The sequence below is a fragment of the Variovorax sp. GW821-FHT10B04 genome, from assembly GCF_059415645.1.
This window is the reverse complement of the sequence record NZ_JBWKNQ010000002.1, coordinates 1-26,431: the sequence shown is the minus strand read 5'-3', so window position 1 is coordinate 26,431 and position 26,431 is coordinate 1. Positions and strand designations below refer to the sequence as shown.

Below are 26,431 nucleotides of genomic sequence, written 5' to 3'. Positions count from 1 at the left end.
ATGCAAGTTGCGCCACTCGATGCCACTGCCGAGCCCTCCGTCACGCCGGCCGCCGTGCCCGTGGCGGTGCCTGCCGGAAAGCCGCGCATGAAACTCCTCGTGCCCGTCTCGTCGCGCAAGCGCGTGTGGCTGGGTGTCGCCTTCTTCGCCGTGTTCATCGGCTTCTGGACGCTGATCACCGCCAGCGGCTGGGTGCCCAAGCACTTCCTGGCGTCGCCGCTGCTCACGCTGCAGTCGGGCTACGACCTGTTCGCCACGCAGGGCTTCATCCGTGACGTGGGCATGACGGTCTGGCGCGTGCTCGGCGGCTTCGTGATCGCCGCGGTCATCGCGGTGCCGCTGGGCATCGCGATGGGCGCGTACAAACCGGTCGAGGCCTTCTTCGAACCCTTCGTGTCCTTCGCGCGCTACCTGCCGGCCTCGGCCTTCATTCCGCTCCTGATCCTGTGGGTCGGCATCGGCGAGGCGCAGAAGCTGTCGGTCATCTTCCTGGGCTGCTTCTTCCAGCTCACGCTGATGATCGCGATGATCGTCAGCGGCACCCGCCGCGACCTGGTCGAGGCGGCCTACACGCTGGGCTCGAAGGACAGCGGCGTGATCCGCCGCGTGCTGCTGCCCGGTGCCGCGCCAGAGATCGCCGAGGCGCTGCGCCAGGTGCTCGGCCTGGGCTGGACCTACGTCATCGTGGCCGAGCTGATCGGCGCGTCGTCCGGCATCGGCCACATGATCACCGACAGCCAGGCGCTGATGGCGACCGAGAACATCATCGCGGGCATCGTCGTGATCGGGCTGGTCGGGCTGTGCTCGGACCTGCTGTTCAAGAAGGCCAACCAGCGCCTGTTTCCATGGAGCCTTCTCCGATGAGCGCCGCGCAGGGCCGCCCCAAGCAAGCTGCGCACCGCAGTGCGAAGCACGGAGGTTTCAAGTGAGTAGTCTTTCGATTCGCCAGGTCGGCAAGACCTTCCCGGGCAACCGCGGCAAGGCGCCGACGCAGGCCCTGCAGCCGGTCAGCCTCGAGGTGGCCGACAACGATTTCATCACCGTGCTCGGGCCCTCGGGCTGCGGCAAGTCGACGCTGCTGCGCCTGGTGGCCGGCCTGGAGACGCCGAGCACCGGCCAGATCCTGCTCGACGGCGAGCCGGTGCACGGCCCCGGCGCCGATCGCGGCGTCGTGTTCCAGAGCTACACGCTGTTCCCCTGGCTGACTGTCCGGCAGAACATCTGTTTCGGCCTGCGCGAGAAGGGCATGCCGGCCGCGCAGCAGAAGGAGATCAGTGCGCAGTACATCGCCAAGGTCGGCCTGCGCGGCTTCGAGGACCACTTTCCCAAGCAGCTTTCGGGCGGCATGCAGCAGCGCGTGGCCATCGCCCGTGCGCTGGCCAACGACCCGAAGATCCTGCTGCTCGACGAGCCCTTCGGCGCGCTCGACAACCAGACCCGCGTGCTGATGCAGGAGCTGCTGCTGGGCATCTGGGAATCGGCGCGCAAGACCGTGCTCTTCGTCACGCACGACATCGACGAGGCGATCTTCATGGCCAACCGCGTGGCCGTGTTCACCGCGCGTCCCGGCCGCATCAAGGCCGACGTGGCGGTCGACCTGCCGCATCCGCGCCACTACACCATCAAGACATCGCCGGAGTTCATGGACCTGAAGGCGCGCTTGACCGAAGAGATCCGCGCCGAGTCCATGGCCACGGCCGCCCACTGACACGACCGCCCACATGACCGTCGCCTCGACTTCCCGCCCGGCCACCCCGGCCGCGCTCTACCAGCAGGTGAAGGACTTCGTCGCCCGCAAGATCGCCGACGGCTCCTGGAAGCCCGGCGACCGCGTGCCGTCGGAGCAGGAACTGGTCACCGAATTCGGCATCGCGCGCATGACGGTCAACCGCGCGCTGCGCGAGCTGGCGGGCCAGGGAAAGATCGTGCGCGTGGCCGGCGTCGGCTCCTTCGTGGCCGAGCAGAAGCCGCAGTCGACGCTGCTGCAGATCGCCAACATCGCCGACGAGATCCGCCAGCGCGGCCACAACCACCGCTGCGCGCTGCTGTCGCTGGCGCGCGTCGCGGCGCCGCTCGACGTGGCGTCCGCGCTCGACCTGCGCACCGGCGAATCGGTGTTCGCCGTGAGCTGCGTGCACTTCGAGGACGACGTGCCGGTGCAGCTGGAAGACCGCTACGTCAATCCGCGCATGGCGCCCGACTTCATCCGGCAGGACTTCACCCGGCTGCTGCCGTCCGAGTACCTGGTGAAGCACGTGCCCTTCGACCAGATCGAACATGTGGTCGACGCGATCCTGCCGACCGCCGAACAGGCCGAGCTGCTGCAGATGCCGGCGACCCAGCCCTGCCTGATGCTGACGCGCCGCACCTGGGCCGCGGGCACGCCGGTCACGCTGGTGCGCTGCCTGCATCCGGGCTCGCGCTACCGGCTCGGCAGCCGCTTTCGTCCCGACGGCACGGCGCCGCGCGGCTGATTGCGCATCCGGCGCTTCGACCGCTTCACGCACATTCCAGGCTGTATAGACAGGAGCAGACCATGACGATGCCGACCACCTCCGATGCTTCGAACGCTCTGCTGCTGGTACCCGGTGCCGTGTCGCTCGCCGAGCTGCGCCGCGTCCACGCGGGTGGCGTGCGGCTCGTGCTGGACGGCGACGCGCGCGCCGGGCTGCTCGCCGCGCAGGCGACGGTCGCGCAGATCGTCGACGCGGGGCAGGTCGTCTATGGCATCAACACCGGTTTCGGCAAGCTCGCGCAGACCGTGATCCCGCCGGGACGGCTGGCCGAGCTGCAGCGCAACCTGGTGCTGTCGCACAGCGTCGGCACCGGCGAGCCGCTGCCCGACGCGGTGGTGCGCCTGGTGCTCGCGACCAAGGCCGTGAGCCTGGCGCGTGGCCATTCGGGCGTGCGGCCGGAACTGGTCGACGCGCTGCTCGCGCTGTTCAATGCCGGCGTGCTGCCGCGCATCCCGGCCAAGGGCTCGGTCGGCGCGTCGGGCGACCTGGCGCCGCTCGCGCACATGGCCTGCGTGCTGATCGGCGAGGGCGAGGCGACGCTGCCCGCATCGATGGGCGGACGCGTGGTCGGCGGCGCCGAGGCGATGCGCGCCATCGGCCTCGAACCCTTCGTGCTGGGCCCGAAGGAAGGGCTGGCCTTGCTCAACGGCACGCAGGTGTCGACCGCACTCGCGCTGGCCGGCCTGTTCGGCGCCGAGAACGTGTTGGCCGCCGGCCTGCTGTCGGGCGCGCTGTCGCTCGAAGCGATCCAGGGCTCGGTCAAGCCCTTCGATGCGCGCATCCATGCGGCGCGCGGCCAGCCGGGGCAGATCGCCGTGGCGGCCGCGCTGCGCACGCTGCTCGACGGCAGCGAGATCGTGCCCTCGCACGCCGACTGCGGTCGCGTGCAGGACCCGTATTCGATCCGCTGCGTGCCGCAGGTGATGGGCGCCTGTCTCGACAACCTGGTGCACGCGTCACGCGTGCTGGCGATCGAGGCGAATGCCGCATCGGACAACCCGCTGGTCTTCACCGACACGGGCGAGGTCATCTCGGGCGGCAACTTCCACGCCGAGCCGGTCGCGTTCGCGGCCGACATCCTGGCGCTGGCGATCAGCGAGATCGGCGCCATCGCCGAGCGCCGCATCGCGCTGCTGCTCGACACCGGCCTGTCGGGCCTGCCGCCCTTCCTGGTGCGCGACGGCGGCGTCAACTCGGGCTTCATGATCGCGCAGGTCACGGCCGCGGCCTTGGCGTCGGAGAACAAGTCGCTCGCGCATCCGGCCAGCGTCGACAGCCTGCCGACCTCGGCCAACCAGGAAGACCACGTGTCGATGGCGACCTTCGCCGCGCGGCGTCTCGCCGACATGGTGCAGAACACCGCGGTGGTGGTTGGCATCGAGGCGATGGCGGCGGCGCAGGGCATCGAACTCAAGCGCGCCGCCCAGTCGCCGGTGCTCGCGAGTTCGCCGCTGGTCGAAGCCGGGTTCGCGGCCATCCGCACGCAGGTGGCGTTCCTCGAACGCGACCGCTACTTGGCACCCGACATCGAGACGATGCGCCGCTGGGCGCTGGTCACCGCATGGCCCGCGCCGCTGCTGGCGCTGCTGCCGAGCCACGCCGACGCGGCCTGAAAGCGCATTGATCCCCCACATTCCCGTACCTTCCGACGCAAGGACCTCCACCATGACGACCCCCGATCCCCGCCACGACCCGACCCGCGTGATCCGCGCACCGCGCGGCAGCGTGCTGAGCTGCAAGAGCTGGCTGACCGAAGCGCCTTTCCGCATGCTGCAGAACAACCTCGACGCCGAGGTCGCCGAGCGGCCGCAGGACCTGGTGGTCTATGGCGGCATCGGCCGAGCCGCGCGCAACTGGGAATGCTTCGACCAGATCCTCGCGTCGCTCAAGACGCTGAACGACGACGAGTCGCTGCTCATTCAATCGGGCAAGCCGGTCGGCGTCTTCAAGACGCACGAGAACGCGCCGCGCGTGCTGATCGCCAACTCGAACCTGGTGCCCAAGTGGGCGACCTGGGAGAAGTTCAACGAGCTCGACCGCGCGGGCCTGTTCATGTTCGGCCAGATGACGGCCGGCAGCTGGATCTACATCGGCGCGCAGGGCATCGTGCAGGGCACCTTCGAGACCTTCGTCGAAGCCGGCCGCCAGCACTACGGCAACGACCTCGCCGGCAAGTGGATCCTCACGGCCGGCCTCGGCGGCATGGGCGGCGCGCAGCCGCTCGCGGGCGTGCTGGCCGGCGCCTGCGTGCTGGCCATCGAATGCCAGCAGTCGAGCATCGACTTCCGGCTGCGCACGCGCTACGTCGACAAGCAGGCGAAGGACCTGGACGACGCGCTCGCGCTGATCGCGCACCACACGTCGCGCAAGGAGGCGGTGTCGATCGCTCTGCTCGGCAATGCGGCAGAGATCGTGCCCGAGCTCGCCAGGCGCGCCAAGGCTGGCACTGCGATCAAGCCCGACCTCGTGACCGACCAGACCTCCGCGCACGACCTGGTCCATGGCTACCTGCCCGCGGGCTGGACGGTGCCGCAATGGCAGGCCGCGATGAAGGACGCGTCGCAGCACGCGCAGCTGACCGCCGCCGCCGCGAAGTCCTGCGCGGTGCACGTGCAGGCGATGCTCGACTTCCAGGCGATGGGCGTGCCGACGGTCGACTACGGCAACAACATCCGCCAGGTCGCGTTCGACGAAGGCCTGAAGAACGCCTTCGACTTTCCCGGCTTCGTGCCGGCGTACATCCGGCCGCTGTTCTGCGAAGGCAAGGGGCCGTTCCGCTGGGTCGCGCTCTCGGGCGACCCGGAAGACATCTACAAGACCGACGCCAAGATCAAGGAGTTGTTCCCGGAGAACAAGCACACGCACCGCTGGCTCGACATGGCGCGCGAGCGCATCGCCTTCCAGGGCCTGCCCGCGCGCATCTGCTGGCTGGGCCTGGGCGAGCGCCACAAGGCCGGCCTGGCGTTCAACGAGATGGTGAAGTCCGGCGAGCTGAAGGCGCCGATCGTGATCGGCCGCGACCACCTCGACACCGGCTCGGTCGCGAGCCCGAACCGCGAGACCGAATCGATGAAGGACGGCACCGATGCCGTCAGCGACTGGCCGCTGCTCAACGCGCTGCTCAACACCGCGGGCGGCGCGACCTGGGTCAGCCTGCACCACGGCGGCGGCGTCGGCATGGGCTATTCGCAGCACGCCGGCATGGTGATCGTCTGCGATGGCACGGATGCTGCTGCGAAGCGGATCGAGCGTGTGTTGTGGAACGACCCGGCCAGCGGCGTGATGCGCCATGCGGACGCGGGCTACGACATCGCGGTCGCCACGGCGAAGAAGCACGCGCTTCAGCTGCCGATGGTGAAGTAACGCCCTCCCGTCGCTTCCTTCCTTCAGCAGAAAGTCCACCATGTCCCTTCGTCGCCATCTTCTCGCCGCCCTGCTCGCCTTGACCGGGCTCTCCAGTGTCGCGAGCCTCGCCCACGCACAGGCCGTGCTCACCGTCGGCACCGACGCCACCTTCCCGCCGATGGAGTTCACCGAGAACGGCAAGCGCACCGGCTTCGACATCGAGCTGGTCGAGGCCGTCGGCAAGGCGATGGGCCGCAAGGTCGAATGGGTCGACATCGACTTCAAGGGCCTGATCCCGGGCCTGATCTCCAAGCGCTTCGACATGGCCGTGTCTGCGATCTACATCACGGACGAGCGCAAGAAGGTGGTCGACTTCACCGCGCCCTATTACGCGGGCGGCCTGGTCGCGATGGTCAAGGCCGACAACACCAGCATCAAGTCGCCGGCCGACCTGAATGGCAAGAAGGTCAGCGTGCAGGTCGGCACCAAGTCGGTCAGCTACGTGAAGGACAAGTACCCGCAGGTGCAACTGATGGAGGTCGAGAAGAACCAGGAGATGTTCAACCTGGTCGACATCGGCCGCAGCGACGCGGCCGTGACCGGCAAGCCCGCGGCCTACCAGTACGTGCGCACGCGCCCCGGCCTGAAGGTGCTCGACGAGCAGCTGACGACCGAGGAATACGGCATGGCGATCCGCAAGGACACGCCCGAGCTGACCGTGGCGGTGAACGGCGCTATCGAGAAGCTGAAGGCGGACGGCACCTATGCGGCGATCGTGAAGAAATGGTTCAGCAATACGACGAAGTAGTTTTGCTCCTTCCCCTTTTGGGGGAAGGTTGGGATGGGGGCTTGCCACCGCCGCTTGCCTCCACCCCAACCCTCCGCCGGCGGGGGAGGGAGTAGGCGCCCATCACCATGGACCTCGACTTCTCGCCCGTCTGGGCCGGCTGGCCCGACCTGCTGCGCGGTGCGCTGGTCACGGTGGAGATCACCGCCTGCGCGCTGCTGCTGGGCTGCGCGGTCGGGCTGCTGGTCGGCATCGGACGGCTCGACCCGAAGCGGCGCTGGCTCTACGGCGCATGCACGGCCTACGTCGCCGCCATCCGCGGCACGCCGTTGCTGGTGCAGCTCTTCATCCTGTTCTTTGGCCTGCCGCACTTCGGCATCCTGCTGCCGGCCTTCCTGTGCGGCGTGCTGGGGCTGGGCGTGTATTCGGGTGCGTACGTGTCGGAGATCGTGCGCGGCGCGATCCAGTCGATCGACCGCGGCCAGACGCTGGCAGCCCAGTCGCTGGGCATGACACCCGCGGTCGCGATGCGCCAGATCGTGCTGCCGCAGGCGGTGGTGCGCATGATCCCGCCGCTGGGCAACGAGTTCATCGCGCTCATCAAGAATTCCGCGCTGGTGTCGCTGCTGACCATCCACGACGTGATGCATGAGGGCCAGAAGATCATCAGCGTGTCGTACCGGTCGCTCGAGGTCTACCTCGCCATCGCGCTCGTGTACTTCGTGCTGACGGGCACCGTCACGCTGGTGCTGCGGCACTTCGAGCAGAAGCTGCGGCAGGGTGGGCTGGTCCGATGACGGGCGTCCATCGTTTCGATCGGCATGCCTTGCCCGCGATGCCCTGGAAGAACGGCGGCGGCACCACGCGCGAGATCGCGAGCTGGCCGCCCGGCGCCGGGCTCGATGCCTTCCAGTGGCGCGTGAGCATCGCGACCATCGCCGCGAGCGGGCCGTTCTCGGTCTTCGCGGGCGTGGACCGCACGATCATGCTGCTGGACGGCGATGGCGTGCGGCTGCGCGCCGCCGGCGGTGGCATCGACCATCGACTCGACCGGCCGCATGAACCCTTCGCGTTCGGCGGCGACGTGGCGCTCGACTGCAACATGCTCGGTGGCGCATCGACCGACTTCAACGTGATGAGCCGCCGCGCGAGCTGCCGCGCGGACGTGCGTGTGCTGCAGGCGGCGCATGCGTTGCCCGGTGCGACCGCCGGCCTGCTGATGAGCCTGCAAGGCACATGGCGGGCCGATGGCGAAACGCTGGCCGCCGGCGAAGGTGTCTGGTGGGCCGACGCACCGCGCGCATGGGCGCTGGCACCTGCCGACGACGACGGCGCGGCCAGGCTGGTGGCGGTGCGCTGGTTCTCCCGCGGTTGATGCATGGCAACCCTGCCGCAAGATCGCATGACATGCCCATGGACATTCCGATGAAACCATTCGACTCGCTGCCTTCCGCCGACGGCCTCTGGACCGGGCTGCGGTTGCTGTCCGACCCGCAGGTCGACGCTGCGATCGTGGTTGCCCAGGGCGCCATCGCATGGGTCGGACCGCATGCAGGGTTGCCTGCGGAATTCGCTGCGCTGCCACGGCACGAAGGTGGCGGGGCGCTGGTCACGCCGGGGCTGGTCGATTGCCACACGCACCTGGTCTATGGCGGCCAGCGCGCGAACGAGTTCGCCATGCGGCTGGCCGGCGCAAGCTACGAAGAAGTCGCCAGGGCGGGCGGCGGCATCGTGTCGAGCGTGCGCGCGACGCGCGAGGCGAGCGAGGACGATCTGTTCGCGAGCGCGTCGGGGCGGCTCCAGTCGCTGCTGGCCGAGGGCGTCTGCGCGATCGAGATCAAGTCCGGCTACGGCCTGTCGCTGGAACACGAGCGCAAGCAGTTGCGCGTGGCGCGCCGGCTCGGCGAAGCGCATGGCGTGACGGTGCGCACGACCTTCCTGGGTGCGCACGCGCTGCCGCCGGAATACGCCGGCCGGAGCGGCGACTACATCGATCTCGTGTGCCGCGAGATGCTGCCTGCGCTCGCCGCCGAAGGCCTGGTCGATGCGGTCGACGTGTTCTGCGAGCGCATCGCGTTTTCGCTGGCCGAGACGGAGCAGGTCTTCCGCGCGGCGAACGCACTCGGCCTGCCGGTCAAGCTGCACGCGGAGCAGTTGTCGGACATGGGTGGGGCGGCGCTGGCGGCACGCTACGGTGCGCTGTCGTGCGACCACGTCGAGCACTTGTCGCAGGCCGGCATCGACGCGATGCGGGCCGCGGGCACCGTCGCCGTGCTGCTGCCCGGTGCGTACTACACGCTGCGCGACACGCACCTGCCGCCGATCGCCGCCTTGCGCGCGGCTGGCGTGCCGATGGCGGTGTCGACCGACCACAACCCCGGCACCTCTCCAGCGCTGAGCCTGCTGTTGATGGTCAACATGGCGTGCACGCTGTTCCGCCTGACCGTGCCCGAAGCCATCGATGCCGTGACCGTGCATGCGGCGCGCGCGCTGGGCCTGCAGGCGACGCACGGGGCGCTGGCGGTGGGAGTGCCGGCGAACTTCGTGCTGTGGAATTTGCGGGAGCCTGCGGAGTTGGCGTATTGGTTTGGGCAGCGGCTTGTGCTGGGGGTCGTGCGGCAGGGAAGGGTGGTCAGGTGATGGGCTTGTTGGTTGCCAAGGCCTCGGGACGTTGGAGGGCGCGCCCGGCATGCGGTGCAGCCCAGGCGACCCGCTGTACCGGCCCTTCGGGCTTCCTTGCGGTGCTCGCCTTCCGCGGGGTCCCGCCCAAACTCGCTTCGCTCAAACAAGGGCGAGCCCTGATCCGCGAAAGGCTCCGCTCCTCAGCGGTACAGAAGGGAATCGCCTGGACTGCACCGCATACCGGGCGCTTGGGGGTGTTCGGAGGGTGTGTGCACCGCGACGAAAGTCTGGGACCGACCGTGAGGCTTGGCCGACGTTGCGACGTGCGACGGCCACTAAGCAAGGCATCCCACCCGCCGACGCCTCTCCACAACCGTCAACCGCATAACAACCCGCAAGCCATGCGGACATTCGAAGCAGTGCAAGGACGCGCATGACTGACCAACTCTTCGCCCGCAACGCCTTGCTCCCCACCGGCTGGGCCACCGACGTCCTCCTGCGCTGGAACGATGCAGGCCAGCTCACGCACGTCCAGGCCCGCATGCCGAGACCCGAGGGCGCCACCGAAGCCAGAGGCCCGCTCATCCCCGGCTTGCCGAACCTCCATTCGCATGCGTTCCAGCGCGCCTTCGCCGGCCTCACCGAGCATCGCGCCGAGGCGCAGGACAGCTTCTGGAGCTGGCGCACGCTGATGTACCGCTTCGCCGCGCGCCTCGGCCCGGCGCAGATGGAAGCCATCGCCACCTGGCTCTACATCGAGATGCTCGAGGCTGGCTACACCAGCGTCTGCGAATTCCAGTACGTGCACCATCAGCCCGATGGCCGCGCCTATGCCGACGATGCGGAACTGAGCCTCGCGTTGCTGCGGGCGGCGCGCACCGCCGGCATCGGCTTCACGCTGCTGCCCGTGCTCTACCAGGCCAGCGGCTTCGGTGGACTGCCGCCGGCCGATGGGCAGCGCCGCTTCATCCGCTCGACCGATTCGATGCTCGCGCTGCTCGCCGCGCTCAAGCCCGCGTGCGACGCGCAGGGCGCACGGCTCGGGCTCGCGCCGCATTCGCTGCGTGCCGTGCCGCCCGACGGCCTGCACGATGCGCTCGCCGGGCTGGACGCGCTCGACCCCACGGCGCCGGTCCACATCCACATCGCCGAACAGACCGCGGAGGTCGACGCCTGCCTCGCCTGGAGCGGCCAGCGGCCGGTGGCCTGGCTGCTCGACCATGCGCCGGTCGACGCACGCTGGTGCCTGGTCCACGCGACCCACATGGACGCCGACGAATACCGCCGCGCGGCGCGCAGCGGCGCGGTGGCCGGCCTGTGCCCGAGCACCGAAGCCAACCTCGGCGACGGCCTGTTCGACTTCGCCGCGTGGCGCTCGCACGGCGGCCGCTGGGGTGTCGGCTCCGACAGCCACGCCTGCGTCAACGCGGCCGAGGAACTGATGCTGCTCGAGTACGGACAACGCCTCGCCACGCGCCAGCGCAACGTCGGCGCCGACGCGTCGCAACACGACGTCGCCGCCGCGCTCACGCTGGCGGCGGTGCAGGGCGGCGCGCAGGCGTCCGCACGGCCGGTGGCCGGCCTCGCGCCCGGGCAGCAGGCCGACTTCGTCGTGCTCGACCCGGCGCATGTCGCGCTGCAGGGGCTTTCGGCGCGCGACATGCTCTCGTCCCATGTGTTCGCGAGCCACCGCAGCTCGGCCATCGACGGCGTCTGGGCCGCGGGCCGCGAGCGCGTGACCGCCGGACGCCACGCATTGCACCGCGACGCCGCGGCCGGCTTCGTCGCCGCCCGCCACCGACTCCTTGCCGAAGATTGACCACCGTGACCTTCACCACCACAGAACCGCCCTTCCGTTTTCGCGCGGGTAACCGGCCGCTGCTGATCTCGATGCCGCACGTCGGCACCTTCGTGCCGCCCGCGCTGGCCGCGCGCTTCACCGACGAGGCACGCCATGTGCCCGACACCGACTGGCACCTGGAGCGGCTCTACGGCTTCGCCGACGAACTCGGTGCCTCGGTGCTGGTCGCCACGCATTCGCGCTACGTGATCGACCTGAACCGCTCGCCCGACGGTGCCAGCCTGTATCCGGGCCAGAGCGTCACCGGCCTGTGTCCGGTCGACACCTTCGACGACACGCCGATCTACGCGGCCGGCGACGTGCCCGGCGAGGCCGAGATCGCCGAGCGCCGCGATGCGATCTGGCGGCCGTACCACGCGCAGCTCGTGCAGGAACTCGCGCGCATCCGCGCCGAACACGGCGTCGCGATGCTGTGGGACGCGCATTCGATCCGCTCGGTGCTGCCGCGCTTCTTCGACGGCAAGCTGCCCGACCTGAACCTCGGCACGGGCAAGGGCATCAGCTGCGACCCCGCGCTGGCGCAGACGCTGCTCGGCATCGCCGAGCGCGCCACCGGCTACACCGGCGTGCTCAATGGCCGCTTCACCGGCGGCTACATCACGCGCCACCACGGCCGACCGGCCGACAACGTGCATGCCGTGCAGCTGGAGATGACGCAGAGCAGCTACATGCAGGAAGCGCTGCCCTTCGACTACCTGCCCGCCGTGGCGGCCGGCGTGCAGCCGCACGTGCGCCGGATGATCGAGGCGATGCTGGCCTTCGCCGACAGCCGCCGCGGCTGAGCCCATGCGCATCGGCACCTCGAATCGACGTCCGGACCTTTGTCGGGCATGAAAACTGCGGCCCCGTCCGCATGTCGACTTCTCCCATGACCTTTCTCTACGCGCTCGCCAGCGTCATCGGCGCCGACGGCGTGCTGACCGGCGACGCGATTCCGCCCGCTTACCGCACCGACTGGAGCGGCGTCGCGCCGGTGCAGCCGCTGGCGCTGGTGCGCCCGCGCAGTACCGACGAGGTCGCCGCCGTGCTGCGCCTGTGCACCGAACACCGCGTGCCCGTCGTCCCGCAAGGCGGGCGCACCGGGCTGGCGGGCGCGGCCGTGCCCTGCGCCGACGGCATCGTGCTGTCGCTCGAACGCATGAACGCGATCGACGCCGTCGATACATCGGCCGGCACGCTCGTCGTGCAGGCCGGCGCCACGCTGCAGTCCGTGCAGGAGGCGGCCGCGGCCGTCGGGCTGCAGTTCGGCGTGGACCTGGGGGCGCGCGGCTCGTGCCAGATCGGCGGCAACCTGGCGACCAACGCGGGCGGCAACGGCGTGCTGCAGTTCGGAATGATGCGCGAGCAGACGCTCGGCCTCGAAGTGGTGCTGGCCGATGGCCGCGTGCTGCCGATGCTGCGGCCCATGCTCAAGAACAACACCGGCTACGACCTCAAGCAGTTCTTCATCGGCGCCGAAGGCACGCTGGGCGTGATCACGCGCGCGGTGCTGCGGCTGCATCCGGCGCCGCGCGCCCGTGCCACGGTGCTGGTCGCGCTGGCCGGCTTCGATGTGGCGCTCGCGCTGCTGGCACGGCTGCAGTCGCGCTTTCCCGGGGCGGTGTCGGCCTTCGAGCTGATGTGGCGCGACTTCGTCGCCGCGTCGCTGCAGTGGCAGCACCTGCGCGAACCCTTCGACGCCGTGCATCCGCTGGCTGCGCTGGTCGACGTCACGGGCAGCGACGAGGCCGGGCTGCGCGATGCGCTCGAAGTGCTGCTGGGCGAATCGATGGAGGCCGGCGAGGCGGTCGACGCCATCGTCGCGCAGTCGCAGGCCCAGGCGCGCGCGCTCTGGAAGATCCGCGAGGCCACGGCCGAACTGCCGGCCAACATGCATCCGCCGCTCAACTTCGACGTGAGCCTGCCGATGGCCGACATCGGCCACTTCGCCGACGCCTGCCGCGCCGCGCTCGACGCGCGCTGGCCCGGCCACCACACGGTGTTCTTCGGCCACGTCGGCGACAGCAACCTGCACGTGTCGACCGACATGTCGACGGTCGATGGCGGCGAGGAAGACGTCGAGCGCATCGTCTACGGCCAGGTCGCGGCCTTCAGCGGCAGCGTGTCGGCCGAGCACGGCATCGGCTTGCACAAGAAGCCCTGGCTTGGCGTGAGCCGCACGCCGGCCGAACTCGACGCGATGCGCGCGATCAAGCTGGCGCTCGACCCGCTCGGGCTGATGAACCCCGGCAAGGTGTTCTGAGAATTCAGAGCGAATCCAGGGAGGGCCGTCGATAGGCGACCGGCCCATGAAAGCTGCTGTTGCAGCGTTTACTCACGTGAGTGTGAGGAACTACCGTTTCGCCAGCAATTGCTCGCGTCGACAGGGAAAAGACAACGCCGAGCCACTTACAAATCTCCTTCCTCAAATTGGGAGATTAAAAGAATGTTGCGAAAAGCACTTGTGGTGGGCGTTACGCCCGTTCCGGGAGTTTTGCAAATTGGTCCTTGAGTTGCGAGATCTGGCCGTCCGACTGGTCGAGAAACGCCTGATGGATCTGGACGTATGGGGCAAACCTGAACAGCAGCGCGCAGCCAGGTAGTTCGGTGTGAGCGACGAAACGTTGCGGCAGTATTTGAAGACTGGCTTCCAGCAGACACGCAAGGTGTTGCAGGGGCTGACGGGCGACAATTTCGTGCGCTACTCGGAACAGGCGATGCGGAATGTAGGCTGCACGCCGTCGGGAAACAAGAACGGGCTTGCGGCTGAGGTTTGCGGCCCCGACACCAAAACGCGGACCATTGGCATCGCTCTCGACTTTTGTACGCTCCCAGACAAATCTTTCGGAATCGACTCAAAAATGGGGACGCTCATTCACGAGGTGACCCATTTCAATGACACCTTTTCTTCCAGAGATACCGTCTATCAGATGAGGAAAAGCTTGGGCTTGGCCGCGCAGCCCAACGTGGCGCGGACTAATGCGGACAGCTTGACGGGATACGTTGTTTATGGCGATTAGGTTTGCCGCACTATTGTTGGCGCTTGCGTTATTGCCGTTTGGCGCGAGGGCGTGCTCGATCGTGGTTCAGATCACGCTTGAGTTCCCTGAGAATTCTTCAGAGCTTGATCGTGGGCAGATCATTCGTCTTGCCAATTGGCTGACCAAAGTCAAGAGCTGGTATGACTACGAGGATGCCGACGTGGAAGGTTCGGCCAGTACGGAAACCCCAGATGACAAGAGTCTTGCAAGACGAAGGGCTGAAGTGACGGCCCGAGCGTTGCACAGCTTGTATGAGGGGTTATCAATTCATTTGCACTCCTATTCTTATCCGCCATCGACACAGTCGAAGCCGCACGCTGCCGTCATTCAACTCTCCCCTCTAAACCCTCCAGACTGCAATCCAGTCCCGATCCCTGGTTTCAAGTACTGACGACGGCTTTGTGCGTCACCCAGTGACCGCAGCAGGGCAGGGGCCATGGCCCGCTTTCTACAATCCGGGGCATGAAGCCCCTCGTCTACACCCGTGGCCAGGCCCTGCCTGGCATCCTCGCCCAACGCATCGCCATCCTCGACGGCGCCATGGGCACGATGATCCAGCGCTTCAAGCTCACCGAGGCGCAGTACCGCGGCGAACGCTTCAAGGACTTCCCGCGCGACGTGAAGGGCAACAACGAGCTGCTGTCGCTGACCCGCCCCGAAGTGATCAGCGACATCCACGAGGGCTACCTCGCCGCCGGCGCCGACCTGATCGAGACCAACACCTTCGGCGCGACCACCATCGCGCAGGAGGACTACAAGATGGCCGACCTGTCGCGCGAGATGAACCTCGCGTCCGCCAGGCTGGCGCGCGCCGCCTGCGACAAATTCAGCACGCCGGACAAGCCGCGCTTCGTGGCCGGCGCCCTGGGCCCGACGCCCAAGACCGCGAGCATCAGCCCCGACGTGAACGACCCGGGCGCACGCAACGTCGACTTCGAGTCGCTGCGCGCTGCGTACTACGAGCAGGTCGAGGCGCTGGTGGAAGGCGGCAGCGACGTGCTGCTGGTCGAGACCATCTTCGACACGCTGAACGCCAAGGCCGCGCTGTTCGCGATCGACGAGTACTTCGAGAACTCCGGCGAGCGCCTGCCGCTGATCATCAGCGGTACCGTGACCGACGCCTCCGGCCGCATCCTGAGCGGCCAGACCGTGACGGCCTTCTGGCACAGCGTGCGCCATTCGCAGCCGCTGGCCATCGGCCTGAATTGCGCGCTCGGCGCCGCGCTGATGCGCCCCTACATCCAGGAGCTGGCACGCGTGGCCGGCGACACCTTCATCAGCTGCTACCCGAACGCCGGCCTGCCCAACCCGATGAGCGACACCGGCTTCGACGAGACGCCCGACGTCACGTCGCGCCTGCTGCACGAGTTCGCGGCCGACGGGCTGGTGAACATCGTGGGCGGCTGCTGCGGCACCACGCCGGACCACATCGCGGCGATCGGCCGTGCGGTGGCGCCGGTCGGCGGCCGGGCCTTGCCGCAGCGCAGCGTGTTCTACCGCGAAGCGGCCTGAAAGCGCCTGAAAGCCGCTTGAATCCGCGGCGGTGTCCTTCGTCGAAGACGGGCAACGCCGATTGACACGGCGCCGCCCGCCGGCCTAGTCTGAGTCGACTCACTTGGAGATCGATCATGAACAAGTCCGACTCATCGCCGTCATCCCGGTCGCCGATGCCCGCGCCGCGTGCCGGCACGCCGTCTTCCATTGCCCGCTGGGCCCGTGCCGGCGCCTTCGTGTCGCTGGCGCTGGTTCTGCCGGTGGCTGCGTCCGCGCAGCAGGCCTATGCGCGGATGGCCGTCAATCTGCGGGCCGGGCCCGGCACCGACTATCCGGTGGTCGCGTCCCTGGGCAACGGCCAGCCTTTCAGCGTGGCGGGCTGCACGTCGGGCTACGGCTGGTGCGACGTGGTCATGCCGGACGGCCTGCGCGGCTGGGTCTATTCCGCCGCGATCGACTATGCGTATGAAGACCGCCGCGTGCCGCTGGCGAACTACGGCGCGGCCATCGGCATCCCGATCGTGACCTTCGCGCTCGGCAGCTACTGGGGCAACAACTACCGCGACCGCCCCTGGTACGGCGACAACCGCTACTGGGGTGGCCGCCCGCCGCCGCCGCGCGAGGGCTGGCAACGCCCGCCGCCCGCAGCGGCGCAGTGGCGGCCCAATCCGTGGCAGGGACCGCGCCCGGTGGTCGACTCGCGGCCTCGTCCGAGGCCTGAATTCCAGGCGCCGCCAGGACGCGAGCAGGGGCAGCACTTTCAGCGCCCGAATGGCAACGAGATGCGGCCGCAGCGCGATCCCGGCATGCGTCCGGGCCGCGAAGGCGGCATGCGGCCGCAGCGGCAGGAGCGGGGGGACGGCATCCGTCCGCGCGGCGCCCTGCCAGACCAGCCAGGAACGCCGGGCAACCCGGATCGTTGAGCGTCGCGCCGCCTGGCCTGACGCGCCGGAATCCGGCCGGCGCGCGGGACGGTGTTCTTGGATGGACGGCGGCGCTCAGCCCTTGTCGCGCGCGATCAGCGCCACGAAGCGCTGCGCGCCGAGGCCGAGTGGCCGTTCGCGCGACCACACCACGTCGACCCAGAGGTCGATGCCGTTGCTGAGGTTCTCGAACGGAATCTCGATGAGTTCTCCGGCCGCCACGTGCGGCTTCACGAAGTTGCGCGGCAGCCAGCCCCAGCCGAGGCCGGCGGTGATCAGGCTCAGCGCCGCCAGCGCGTTGTCGGTGCGCCAGACGTGCCGCGCGAACACGAAGCGCGGATCGCGGCTGGCCAGGTCGCGGCCCGCGACCACGATCTGCCGCGTCGTGTGCAGATGCTCCTCGCGCAGCCGGCCGCCGGCCTGCGCCAGCACCGGATGGCCCGGCGCGAGCACGGCCACCATCGTGTCGTTGGCGACCTCCTGAAACCCCTCGCGGGTTTCCAGGCTCGGGCGCTCGAACACCAGCGCCAGCTGAGCGCGCCCGCTGTGCAGCAGGGCCAGCGCGTCGGCCTGCGGTGCGGCCAGCACCTCGACTTCGAGCAGCGGGTGTTCCTGCGCCAGCGCCGCCAGGGCGCCGCTCCAGGGCGCAGCCAGCAGCTCGGGTGCGATCGCCAGCGTGAGCCGGTTCTCCAGCCCCTGCGTGAGCGACAGCGCCTGCACCTGCAGCTGCTTGAGCTGCGCCGCCAGCAGCCGCGCCTGCGGCTCCAGCGACCGCGCCGCGGCGGTCGGGCGCGGCTCGCGCCCCACGCGTTCGAACAGCGCGAGGTCGAGTTCGGCCTCCAGCCCTGCGATCGCCATGCTGACGGCCGACGGCACGCGGCCGAGCGAGCGTGCAGCCGCTGAAAAGGAGCCGTGGTCGAGCACGGCGAGGAAGACTTGGACGTTGTCGCTCGAAAAACTCATGGCGCCCGGATCCGATCCATCAATAAATCTGAAAGAAGCTGACTTCTTATATCAGCCGGTGGCACATAAAGTCCAACCTGTTCCATCGTTTTCAGGAAGAAGCCATGCAAGGGATCAAGCGCCGCGTCGTGTACATCACGCTCTACGAAGGCATCGCCATCTTCGGGGCGAGTGCCGGTCTGTCGGCGATGTCGGGCCAGGGTCTCGCGCATTCGGGCGTGCTCGCGATGATCACTTCGGCGATCGCGGTGGTCTGGAACCTGGCGTTCAACGCTGTCTTCGAGCGCTGGGAGGCGCGCCAGGCCGTGCGGGGCCGCAGCGTGCTGCGCCGCATCGCGCACGCGGTCGGTTTCGAGGGCGGCCTGGTCGCGCTGCTGGTGCCGACCATCGCCTGGTGGTTCGACATGAGCCTGTGGCACGCACTGGTGATGGACCTCGGGCTGGTGGTGTTCTTCCTGGTCTACACCTTCGTCTTCAACTGGGCGTTCGACGCAATCTTCGGCCTGCCGGCCTCCGCGGCGCAGGCGCCGCAGCCAGCCTGATTCCCGTGCGGCGCGGCGGCGTCGGCCGCGCATGCAACACTCGGGAATGTCTTCTTTGGAATGGGCCGCGTCCGCCCTGCAGGCGTTCGATGAGGTGGTCCAGGCCAGCGCGGGTTTCCGCAGCCGCGACGGGCAGCGCCGCATGGCCGAACAGGTGGCCGGCACGCTCGCCGCCGCCACGCTCGGCAAGACCGAGGACGACGCCGACGAGCCGGCACGGTCCATCGCGGTGATCCAGGCCGGCACCGGCGTCGGCAAGTCGCTGGCGTATTGCGCGCCGGCCATCGCGCTGGCGCTGGCACGCAACACGCGCGTCGTGATCTCCACCGCCACCGTGGCGCTGCAGGAGCAACTGGTCGACAAGGACCTTCCCGCACTCGCCGCGCTGATGCCGCAACCCTTCCGTTTCGCACTGGCCAAGGGCCGCGGGCGCTACGTCTGCCAGCTGAAGCTCGGCCGGTTGACCGGCATGGCCGACGAGGCGGAAGACGACGAGGACTTCGAGGGCGATCTGTTCGCCGAGGAGGAATCCGCGGCGCGTGCCGCGCGGCCGCAGCACGAGGTGGCCGCGCGCCTCCAGTTCTACACGGGCATCGCGCAGGCGCTGGCACGCGGTGCCTGGGACGGCGATCGCGACACGCTGGACAACCCGCCGGCGCCGGAAGTCTGGTCGTCGATGGCGGCCGATGCGGCCTCGTGCACCGGCAAGCATTGCCCGTCGTTCAACGGATGCACGTATTACGAACGCCGCAAGACGCTGGTCGGCGCGCAGGTCATCGTGGTCAACCACGACCTGCTGCTGTCCTCGCTCGGCAACAGGCTCCTGCCCGAACTGGACAACTGCCTGCTGGTGCTCGACGAGGCGCATCACCTGCCGGCGACGTCGCTGGCGCAGTTCGCCTGCCGCATGGACCTGGGCCGGCATGGCTGGGTCGAGCGGCTGGCGCAGCGCGCGGTGCGCGTCGGCGTGCGGCTGGAAGTCACCGAGGTGGCCGACATCCCGACGCATGCCGCGCGGATGCGCCAGGCGCTGCAGGACACCGAGCGCCTGGTGATGGACCTGTATGGCGACACGCTGCGTGCGGATTCCGGCGGCCCACCGGGCCGCGGGCCGGCGCGGGCACGGCTGCCGCGCGGCGTGCTGCCGGAGGCGCTGGACGGGCCGATCGGCCAGATCGCGCACCATGCCAACGGCTTTCTGGAGGCGCTGCGCACCATCGCCAAGGCCCTGCGCGCGGAGCTGCGCGACAACCCGGGCCAGGCGCGCCGGCTGTCGTCGATGTACGCGCAGCTCGGTGCGCTGGCGCCGCGGCTCGAGCAGATGCTCGACACCGCCCAGCTGATGCTGCGCGACGCCGACGCCGACCCCGAAGCCGTGCCCGCCGCCAAGTGGTTCACGCTGGACATGGAGGGCGACACGCCGTCGCTGCAGGCCCATGCGAGCCCGCTGTTGCCCGGTGCGACGTTGCGGCACAACCTCTGGAACAAGGTGCGCGGCGCGGTGCTGACGTCGGCCACGCTGACGAGTTGCGGCCGTTTCGATTTCTTCCTGCGCGAGTCCGGCCTGCAGGCGCTGCACGAGGCCGGCGCCGCCACCACGCTGGAGGTGCCGAGCCCGTTCGACTACGCCACGCAGGGTCGCCTGCTGGCCAACGAGACCCGTGCCGATCCGCGCGATGCCGCGGCCTACGTGGCGGAGATGGTGCAGGCGCTGGTGCGCGACCTGGCCGGTGTGCGGCATGGCGCGCTGGTGCTGTTCACGTCGCGCGAGCAATTGCGGCTGGCGGTGCTCGCGCTGCCCGATGCGCTGCGCCCGCGCGTGCTGGTGCAGACCGCATTGCCGCGCCAGCAACTGATGGCGACGCACCGCGCGCGCGTTGCCGATGGCGTGCCGTCGATCATCTTCGGCATGCAATCCTTCGGCGAAGGACTGGACCTGCCGGGCCGGCTCTGCGAATCCGTCTTCATCACCAAGCTGCCCTTCGCGCCGCCGGACGATCCGGTGGGCGAGGCGCGCGCCGAGTGGCTGCGCAGCGTGGGGCGCGACCCGTTCGTCGAGCTGGTCGTGCCGGCGACGGCGATCCGGCTCGCGCAGTGGGTGGGGCGCGCGATCCGCACCGAGGACGACCGGGCGAGCGTGCATTGCTACGACCGGCGGCTGGTGCGAACATCCTACGGGCAGCGGCTGTTGCAGGGGTTGCCGCCGTTCGCGCTGACGACGGTGCGGGCGGGGGAGTTGTCGGCGGTTTCCTGAGGTGCGTTGCTCGTTTGACGCCTTGCCCGGTTTCCCCCGCGCCGCACCCAATGCCCCCGCGCTTCGTTCCGCTCCAATTCCGACCCCTGCGTCGGCCCGTGAAAGCCAACTAAAATCCGCGCTCCCGAGGAGCGTTGCAGCGGCAGGCTTTCAGCCTCCGCCAGGCTCGGGTCTTCTTCGCAACGACGCTCACCTGAACCCCCGTGCATCCAGGTGAGCCCATGTCTTCTTCCGCTTCGTCCTCCGTCAATTCCGTCGACACCGCTGGCACTGCCGTGCCGGCCATGAAGCTGTCGGGCCTCGAGCCCGTGCAGATCGGCGAAGGCACGCTGTTCGTCAACATCGGCGAGCGCACCAACGTCACCGGGTCCAAGGCCTTCGCGCGGATGATCCTGAACGGGCAGTTCGAAGAGGCGCTGGCCGTCGCGCGCCAGCAGGTCGAGAACGGCGCGCAGGTGATCGACATCAACATGGACGAGGCCATGCTCGACAGCAAGGCCGCGATGGTCCGCTTCCTGAACCTGATCGCGTCGGAGCCCGACATCGCGCGCGTGCCGATCATGGTCGACAGTTCCAAGTGGGATGTGATCGAGGCCGGGCTGCGCTGCATCCAGGGCAAGGGCATCGTCAACTCGATCTCCATGAAGGAGGGCGTCGAGAAGTTCAAGCACGAGGCGCGGCTGGTGCGGCGCTACGGCGCGGCGGCGGTCGTGATGGCCTTCGACGAGGTCGGCCAGGCCGACACCTTCGCGCGCAAGACCGAGATCTGCGAGCGCGCCTACCGCATCCTGGTCGACGAGGTCGGCTTTCCGCCCGAGGACATCATCTTCGACCCGAACATCTTCGCGGTGGCGACGGGCATCGAGGAACACAACAACTACGCGGTCGACTTCATCGAGGCGACGCGCTGGATCAAGCAGAACCTGGCCGGCGCCAAGGTGTCGGGCGGCGTGTCGAACGTGAGCTTCAGCTTCCGCGGCAACGACCCGGTGCGCGAAGCCATCCACACCGTGTTCCTGTACCACGCGATCCAGGCCGGCATGGACATGGGCATCGTCAACGCCGGCATGGTCGGCGTGTACGACGACCTGGAGCCGGTGCTGCGCGAGCGCGTGGAAGACGTGATCCTGAACCGCCGGCCCGATGCCGGCGAGCGCCTGGTCGAAGTTGCCGAGACGGCCAAGAGCGGCGCCAAGGACGAGAGCAAGCGCAACGACTGGCGCGGCACGCCCGAGGCACCGGTGAGCGTCGGCGACCGGCTCAGCCATGCGCTGGTGCACGGCATCACCGAGTTCATCGTCGAGGACACCGAGGAGGCCTACCGCGCGATCCTCGCCAAGGGCGGCCGGCCGCTGCACGTCATCGAAGGCCCGCTGATGGACGGCATGAACGTGGTCGGCGACCTGTTCGGCGCGGGCAAGATGTTCCTGCCGCAGGTGGTGAAGTCGGCCCGCGTGATGAAGCAGGCGGTGGCGCATCTGCTGCCCTACATCGAGGAAGAGAAGCTGCGCGACGAGGCCGCCGGCCGCGACGTGCGCACCAAGGGCAAGATCATCATCGCGACCGTGAAGGGCGACGTGCACGACATCGGCAAGAACATCGTCACGGTGGTCCTGCAGTGCAACAACTTCGAGGTCGTGAACATGGGCGTGATGGTGCCGTGCCACGAGATCCTGGCGCGCGCCAAGGTCGAGGGTGCCGACATCGTGGGCCTGAGCGGCCTGATCACGCCGAGCCTGGAAGAGATGCAGTACGTGGCCGGCGAGATGCAGCGCGACGACCATTTCCGCATCAAGAAGATCCCGCTGATGATCGGCGGCGCGACCACCAGCCGCGTGCACACCGCCGTGAAGATCGCGCCCAACTACGAAGGCCCGGTGGTCTACGTGCCGGACGCCTCGCGCAGCGTGAGCGTGGCGCAGTCGCTGCTTTCGGACCAGGCCGCGAAGTACATCGACGAGCTCAACGCCGACTACGACAAGGTGCGCCACCAGCACGCGAACAAGAAGCAGGTGCCGCTGTGGCCGCTGGCCAAGGCGCGTGCCAACAAGACGCCGATCGACTGGACGAACTACACGCCGCCGGTGCCCAAGTTCATCGGCCGCCGCGTGTTCAAGAACTTCGATCTCACCGAGCTCGCGAAGTACATCGACTGGGGGCCGTTCTTCCAGACCTGGGACCTGGCCGGGCCGTTCCCCGCGATCCTGAAAGACGAGATCGTCGGCACCGAGGCCGTGCGCGTGTATGCGGACGGCCAGCGCATGCTCAAGCGCCTGATCGAAGGCCGCTGGCTCAGCGCGAGCGGCATCGTCGGCTTCTGGCCTGCGAACACCGTGAACGACGACGACATCGAGCTCTACACCGACGAGACGCGCAGCCATGTCGCGATGACCTGGTACGGCATGCGCCAGCAGACCGAGAAGCAGATGATCGAAGGCGTGATGCGCCCGAGCCGCTGCCTGGCCGACTTCGTGGCACCGCGCGACAGCGGCATCAAGGACTACGTGGGCATGTTCGCCGTCACGGCCGGCCTGGGCGTCGAGAAGAAGGAGAAGGCCTTCGTCGACGACCTCGACGACTACTCGGCCATCATGCTCAAGGCGCTGGCCGACCGGCTGGCCGAGGCCTTCGCCGAGTCGCTGCATCACCGCGTGCGCACCGACCTCTGGGGCTATGCGGCCGACGAGGGGCTGAGCAACGAGGACATGATTGCCGAGAAGTACCGCGGCATCCGCCCCGCGCCCGGTTATCCGGCCTGCCCGGACCACAGCGTGAAGCGCGAGATGTTCGAGGTCATGCAGTGCGCGGACATCGGCATGACGCTGACCGAGAGCCTGGCGATGACGCCGGCCGCCAGCGTGAGCGGCTTCCAGCTGAGCCATCCGGACGCCGTGTACTTCAACGTCGGCAAGATCGGGCATGACCAACTGGTCGATCAGGCGGCGCGGCGCAGGACAAGCGAGAGCGAGCTTGAGCGCCTGTTGGCGCCCAACCTGTAGGCCTGCGGCGCGTTTACGCCTCTTACAGGCCGGGGGCGCCACAAGCGGTGTCCGCGTGTCTAAGCTGTCCTTTCGGGTGTCCGCACCCGCCCCGCAAGTCTCAAGAAAGGACAACGCCATGGACTCCAGTTCGCTTCCCTCTTCCGACCGGCCCGATTTCCGGCCGCCGGGTTCGACATCGCCAAACGCGTCCTCCACGCCGAAGGCCCTCTGGGCCGTGATCGGCGGACTCGTGGTGGCCGTTGCGGCACTTGGCGGCGTGCTGCTGCATCAACGCAGCGATTCGCCACCGCCGCCGGCCCTGGCATCGGCATCGAGCAACCTGCCCCTGCAAGGCCCCGATGACTTCAAGGCCGGCGATGCGCCGGCGCCGCTTGCGCCACAGGCCGCGGTGAACGTTCCGGCACCGGCGCCTGTCGCGCCGCAGGCGGCATGGACGGCACCGGGCCGTGCACCAGCGCCCGCGCCCGTTGTGGCTGCGGCGCCTGCTCCGCGCCCGGCACCGCGGCCGATCTGCGCGACCTGCGGTCGCGTCGAGTCCGTTCACACGGTGCAGCGCGCCGCGGCACCCACGGGCGTCGGCGCCGTGGCGGGTGGCGTCCTTGGCGGCGTGCTGGGCAACCAGGTCGGCGGTGGCACCGGACGCGCCGCGGCCACGGTGCTCGGTGCCGTCGGCGGCGGCTACCTCGGCAACACGGTCGAGAAGCGCACCCGCACGGTGACTGCCTATGAAGTGCATGTGCGCATGGACGACGGCTCGCTGCGCACCTTCGAGACGGCGAGCGCACCGCCCATCGGCAAGGCCGTCACGGTCGACGGCAAGGTGCTGCGTCCGGCCGACGGCCGCGCCTGATCCACACGCCTCAAGCCCCGCTGCTGCCCGTGACAGGGCTCAGCGGCGGGCCTTGCGGGCCTGGGGCGTGCGTCGTCGTGCCGGCGGTGTGAGTTCAGCCGGCTGCAGCACGAACGACCCACCGTCGGCCAGCATCTGCGCAGCCAGGTCGATGAAGGCCCGCACCCGTGCGGGCTGTGCGATGCGGCTGCCGTAGTACACGTACAGGCCGAGGTGGTCGGTCACGTGCGCGGTCAGCAGCGGCACCAGCTGGCCGGACCGCACGAACGGCGCGGCGGTCGCACCGACCAGTTGGCCGATGGCCTGCCCGGCCACCACGGCACGGGCTTCGAGATCGACGTCGTTGGTGCAGAAGGCGGGTGCGATGTCCCGCGCCACGATCTCCTGGCCGACCTTGAATTCCCAGGGCATGACCTTGCCGGTCGTTGGATGCCGGAAGCAGCTGCAGCGGTGATGGGCGAGTTCGTCGATGCTCGCCGGCGCGCCGAATCGCGCGATGTAGGAAGGCGCGGCGCAGACCACCAGCTGCACCGGCATCAGCAGCCGCGCAATCAGCCCGTCTTGCGGCGCGCGGCCGACGCGAAAGCCGAGATCGACCCGTTCCTCCACCCAGTTGCCGATGCGGTCGTCGAGCTGCACGTCGGGCTCGATCAGCGGATGCGCCTGGCAGAAGGCTTCGAGCACCGGCCACAGCACCTGCAGCATGGTCGCGCGTGGCGCCACGATGCGCAGCGGGCCGGCGATCTCTTCGCGGCCGCGCCGCGCGCCCTGGAGCGCGCGGTGCAGCGTGGCCAGGCCGGGCTGCGCAGCTTCGAGGAACTGGCTGCCTTCTTCGGTCAGGCTGAGCCGTCGCGTGGTGCGGTGGAACAGGCGGACGCCCAGGTGCGCCTCGAGTTGCGCGAGCGCCAGGCTTGCAGCCTGCGGTGTGATCGCCTGGGCCGCGGCGGCCTGCCGCAGGCTGCCGAGTTCGGCCGCCTGGATGAAGGTGGAGATGGCGCGGAGTTCGTTGAAGGCCATGCGCGGATTATCACGATTGCCTTGTGAATGAAGCGAGCAAATGTGGGCTATTCGATGTTCGTTGCAAAACCTACATTGCCCCCTATCGCCACTTTTCATCCACCTGTTTCGAAGGAACCGACATGACTGCAAACACTGAATTCAAGCGCGTCTGGCTGATCACCGGCGCATCGCGCGGGCTGGGCGCCCGCATGGCCGAGGCCGTGCTGGCGCATGGCGACGCGGTGGTCGCCACGGCGCGCAACGCGGCGTCGCTGGTGGCGCGCTTCGGCGACCATCCGGCGCTGCTCGCGGTGTCGCTCGACGTGACGGACGAGGCCCAGGCGGCGCAGGCCGTGGAAGCCGCGATCGCGCGTTTCGGCCGCATCGACGTGCTGGTCAACAACGCGGGCTTCGGCCTGCTCGGCGCGGTGGAAGAAGCCACGGCCGACGAGGTGCGCAAGCTGTACGAGACCAATGTCTTCGGCCTGCTGAACGTGACGCGTGCGGTGTTGCCGTCGATGCGTGCGCGGCGCAGCGGCCATGTGCTGAACCTGTCGTCGCTGGGCGGCCACCAGTCGGGACCGGGCTTCGGCGTGTACTGCTCGACCAAGTTCGCGGTGGAAGGCTTGAACCAGGCCTTGCACAACGAGTTGGCGCCGCTGGGCATCCATGTGACGGCGGTCGAGCCGGGCTACTTCCGCACCGACTTCCTCGAGAACACCTCGCTCACCGTGTCGCCGCGCCTCATCGACGACTACGAGGGCACGTCGGGTCAGGTGCGCATCGCCGCGAAGCGGATCAGCCTCAACCAGCCGGGTGACCCCGAGAAGCTGGCGCAGGCAGTGATCGCAATGGTCGAATCACCGAAGCCGCCGATGCGCCTGCCGTTGGGCACGGATACGTTGCAGGTGATCCGCGATTCGATGGCTTCGTTGGCGGCGGAGACTGCGGCATGGGAAAGCGTGGCTGCTTCTACTGACTTTCCTGTGGGTGCTTGACTGGTACGGGGCTTTGCGTTGGTTGACGTTGTTCGTTGGCGTTGGCGTTGACGTTGACGTTGACGTTGACGTTGACGTTGGTGGGACGCGCCCGGTACGCGGTGTGGGCCAGGCGACCCGCTGCGCCGGCCCTTCGGGCTCCCTTGCGGTGCTCGCTTCAGGCGGGGTCCGCAGAACTCGCTCCACTGCGTTCCACTCAAACAGCTGCGGCCCTGATCCGCCTGAAGCTGCGCTCCTCAGCGGCGCAGAAGGGAA

Annotated in this window: 23 protein-coding genes and 1 riboswitch; of the genes, 21 read left to right on the top strand and 2 right to left on the bottom strand. The window is 68.8% G+C overall.

All coding sequences use genetic code 11. The annotated features are described in order from the left end of the window. The 16 genes from AC07PZ_RS05190 (at position 1) to AC07PZ_RS05115 (ending at position 16,568) form a co-directional block, all read left to right on the top strand. Positions 1-864 (top strand): ABC transporter permease, encoded by an 864-nt coding sequence (locus AC07PZ_RS05190; RefSeq protein WP_495293974.1) that lies wholly within the window; start codon positions 1-3, stop codon positions 862-864. Positions 865-925: 61 nt separating this feature from the next. Then, the gene (locus AC07PZ_RS05185; protein WP_495293973.1) at positions 926-1,708 is read left to right on the top strand and encodes an ABC transporter ATP-binding protein; all 783 of its coding nucleotides are present in this window, start codon (positions 926-928) and stop codon (positions 1,706-1,708) included. Positions 1,709-1,721: 13 nt separating this feature from the next. Then, on the top strand, positions 1,722-2,474 hold the full coding sequence (hutC, locus tag AC07PZ_RS05180) for a histidine utilization transcriptional repressor HutC (RefSeq protein ID WP_495293972.1): 753 nt from the start codon (positions 1,722-1,724) through the stop codon (positions 2,472-2,474). Between the two features lie 68 nt (positions 2,475-2,542). Next, entirely contained in the window at positions 2,543-4,129 is a 1,587-nt protein-coding gene (gene hutH / locus AC07PZ_RS05175) for a histidine ammonia-lyase (protein ID WP_495294545.1), read from the top strand. Positions 4,130-4,181: 52 nt separating this feature from the next. Continuing rightward, a complete protein-coding gene (hutU, locus tag AC07PZ_RS05170) occupies positions 4,182-5,879 on the top strand; it encodes a urocanate hydratase (RefSeq protein WP_495293971.1) in 1,698 nt (565 codons plus the stop codon). Positions 5,880-5,919: 40 nt separating this feature from the next. After that, positions 5,920-6,669, top strand: coding sequence for a transporter substrate-binding domain-containing protein (locus AC07PZ_RS05165; RefSeq protein WP_495293970.1), 750 nt, complete (start codon positions 5,920-5,922; stop codon positions 6,667-6,669). A gap of 107 nt (positions 6,670-6,776) precedes the next feature. Beyond that, complete coding sequence (locus AC07PZ_RS05160) at positions 6,777-7,445, top strand: amino acid ABC transporter permease (RefSeq protein ID WP_495293969.1); 669 nt, start codon at positions 6,777-6,779, stop codon at positions 7,443-7,445. Further along, positions 7,442-8,023, top strand: a complete 582-nt coding sequence (locus tag AC07PZ_RS05155) for a HutD/Ves family protein (protein WP_495293968.1) — start codon at positions 7,442-7,444, stop codon at positions 8,021-8,023. The genes AC07PZ_RS05160 and AC07PZ_RS05155 overlap by 4 nt, the downstream gene beginning before the upstream one ends. A 50-nt stretch (positions 8,024-8,073) precedes the next feature. After that, positions 8,074-9,288, top strand: a complete 1,215-nt coding sequence (gene hutI / locus AC07PZ_RS05150) for an imidazolonepropionase (RefSeq protein WP_495293967.1) — start codon at positions 8,074-8,076, stop codon at positions 9,286-9,288. 415 nt (positions 9,289-9,703) lie between these two features. After that, positions 9,704-11,089, top strand: coding sequence for a formimidoylglutamate deiminase (locus AC07PZ_RS05145; RefSeq protein ID WP_495293966.1), 1,386 nt, complete (start codon positions 9,704-9,706; stop codon positions 11,087-11,089). 5 nt (positions 11,090-11,094) lie between these two features. Then, positions 11,095-11,913, top strand: a complete 819-nt coding sequence (hutG, locus tag AC07PZ_RS05140) for an N-formylglutamate deformylase (protein ID WP_495293965.1) — start codon at positions 11,095-11,097, stop codon at positions 11,911-11,913. A 71-nt stretch (positions 11,914-11,984) separates the two neighbouring features. After that, positions 11,985-13,373 carry an FAD-binding oxidoreductase gene (locus tag AC07PZ_RS05135; protein ID WP_495293964.1) on the top strand — a complete coding sequence of 463 codons (1,389 nt, stop codon included), beginning with the start codon at positions 11,985-11,987 and terminating at the stop codon, positions 13,371-13,373. A 46-nt stretch (positions 13,374-13,419) separates the two neighbouring features. After that, positions 13,420-13,713, top strand: coding sequence for a hypothetical protein (locus AC07PZ_RS05130; RefSeq protein WP_495293963.1), 294 nt, complete (start codon positions 13,420-13,422; stop codon positions 13,711-13,713). Between the two features lie 6 nt (positions 13,714-13,719). Continuing rightward, positions 13,720-14,130: a M35 family metalloendopeptidase gene (locus AC07PZ_RS05125; RefSeq protein WP_495293962.1), complete on the top strand. Its 411-nt coding sequence runs from the start codon at positions 13,720-13,722 to the stop codon at positions 14,128-14,130. A gap of 483 nt (positions 14,131-14,613) precedes the next feature. After that, on the top strand, positions 14,614-15,663 hold the full coding sequence (locus tag AC07PZ_RS05120) for a homocysteine S-methyltransferase family protein (RefSeq protein WP_495293961.1): 1,050 nt from the start codon (positions 14,614-14,616) through the stop codon (positions 15,661-15,663). A 116-nt stretch (positions 15,664-15,779) separates the two neighbouring features. After that, the gene (locus AC07PZ_RS05115; RefSeq protein ID WP_495293960.1) at positions 15,780-16,568 is read left to right on the top strand and encodes an SH3 domain-containing protein; all 789 of its coding nucleotides are present in this window, start codon (positions 15,780-15,782) and stop codon (positions 16,566-16,568) included. Positions 16,569-16,643: 75 nt separating this feature from the next. Here AC07PZ_RS05115 and AC07PZ_RS05110 read toward each other — a convergent pair whose 3' ends face one another. Then, positions 16,644-17,531, bottom strand: a complete 888-nt coding sequence (locus tag AC07PZ_RS05110; protein ID WP_495293959.1) for a LysR family transcriptional regulator — start codon at positions 17,529-17,531, stop codon at positions 16,644-16,646. 104 nt (positions 17,532-17,635) lie between these two features. Here AC07PZ_RS05110 and AC07PZ_RS05105 point away from each other — a divergent pair, with 104 nt between their 5' ends. The 4 genes from AC07PZ_RS05105 (at position 17,636) to AC07PZ_RS05090 (ending at position 24,179) form a co-directional block, all read left to right on the top strand. Then, on the top strand, positions 17,636-18,073 hold the full coding sequence (locus AC07PZ_RS05105; protein WP_495293958.1) for a PACE efflux transporter: 438 nt from the start codon (positions 17,636-17,638) through the stop codon (positions 18,071-18,073). A 46-nt stretch (positions 18,074-18,119) separates the two neighbouring features. Beyond that, positions 18,120-20,327 carry an ATP-dependent DNA helicase DinG gene (dinG, locus tag AC07PZ_RS05100; protein ID WP_495293957.1) on the top strand — a complete coding sequence of 736 codons (2,208 nt, stop codon included), beginning with the start codon at positions 18,120-18,122 and terminating at the stop codon, positions 20,325-20,327. A 120-nt stretch (positions 20,328-20,447) separates the two neighbouring features. Beyond that, positions 20,448-20,525, top strand: a riboswitch (S-adenosyl-L-homocysteine riboswitch). 86 nt (positions 20,526-20,611) lie between these two features. Further along, positions 20,612-23,326: a methionine synthase gene (gene metH / locus AC07PZ_RS05095; protein WP_495294544.1), complete on the top strand. Its 2,715-nt coding sequence runs from the start codon at positions 20,612-20,614 to the stop codon at positions 23,324-23,326. A gap of 118 nt (positions 23,327-23,444) precedes the next feature. Beyond that, the gene (locus AC07PZ_RS05090; RefSeq protein WP_495293956.1) at positions 23,445-24,179 is read left to right on the top strand and encodes an outer membrane lipoprotein; all 735 of its coding nucleotides are present in this window, start codon (positions 23,445-23,447) and stop codon (positions 24,177-24,179) included. A 39-nt stretch (positions 24,180-24,218) separates the two neighbouring features. Here the strand turns inward: AC07PZ_RS05090 and AC07PZ_RS05085 are convergent, their stop codons facing one another. Beyond that, positions 24,219-25,196 carry a LysR family transcriptional regulator gene (locus tag AC07PZ_RS05085; protein ID WP_495293955.1) on the bottom strand — a complete coding sequence of 326 codons (978 nt, stop codon included), beginning with the start codon at positions 25,194-25,196 and terminating at the stop codon, positions 24,219-24,221. Between the two features lie 122 nt (positions 25,197-25,318). Here AC07PZ_RS05085 and AC07PZ_RS05080 point away from each other — a divergent pair, with 122 nt between their 5' ends. Next, positions 25,319-26,176: an oxidoreductase gene (locus tag AC07PZ_RS05080; RefSeq protein ID WP_495293954.1), complete on the top strand. Its 858-nt coding sequence runs from the start codon at positions 25,319-25,321 to the stop codon at positions 26,174-26,176. Positions 26,177-26,431 lie beyond the last annotated feature (255 nt).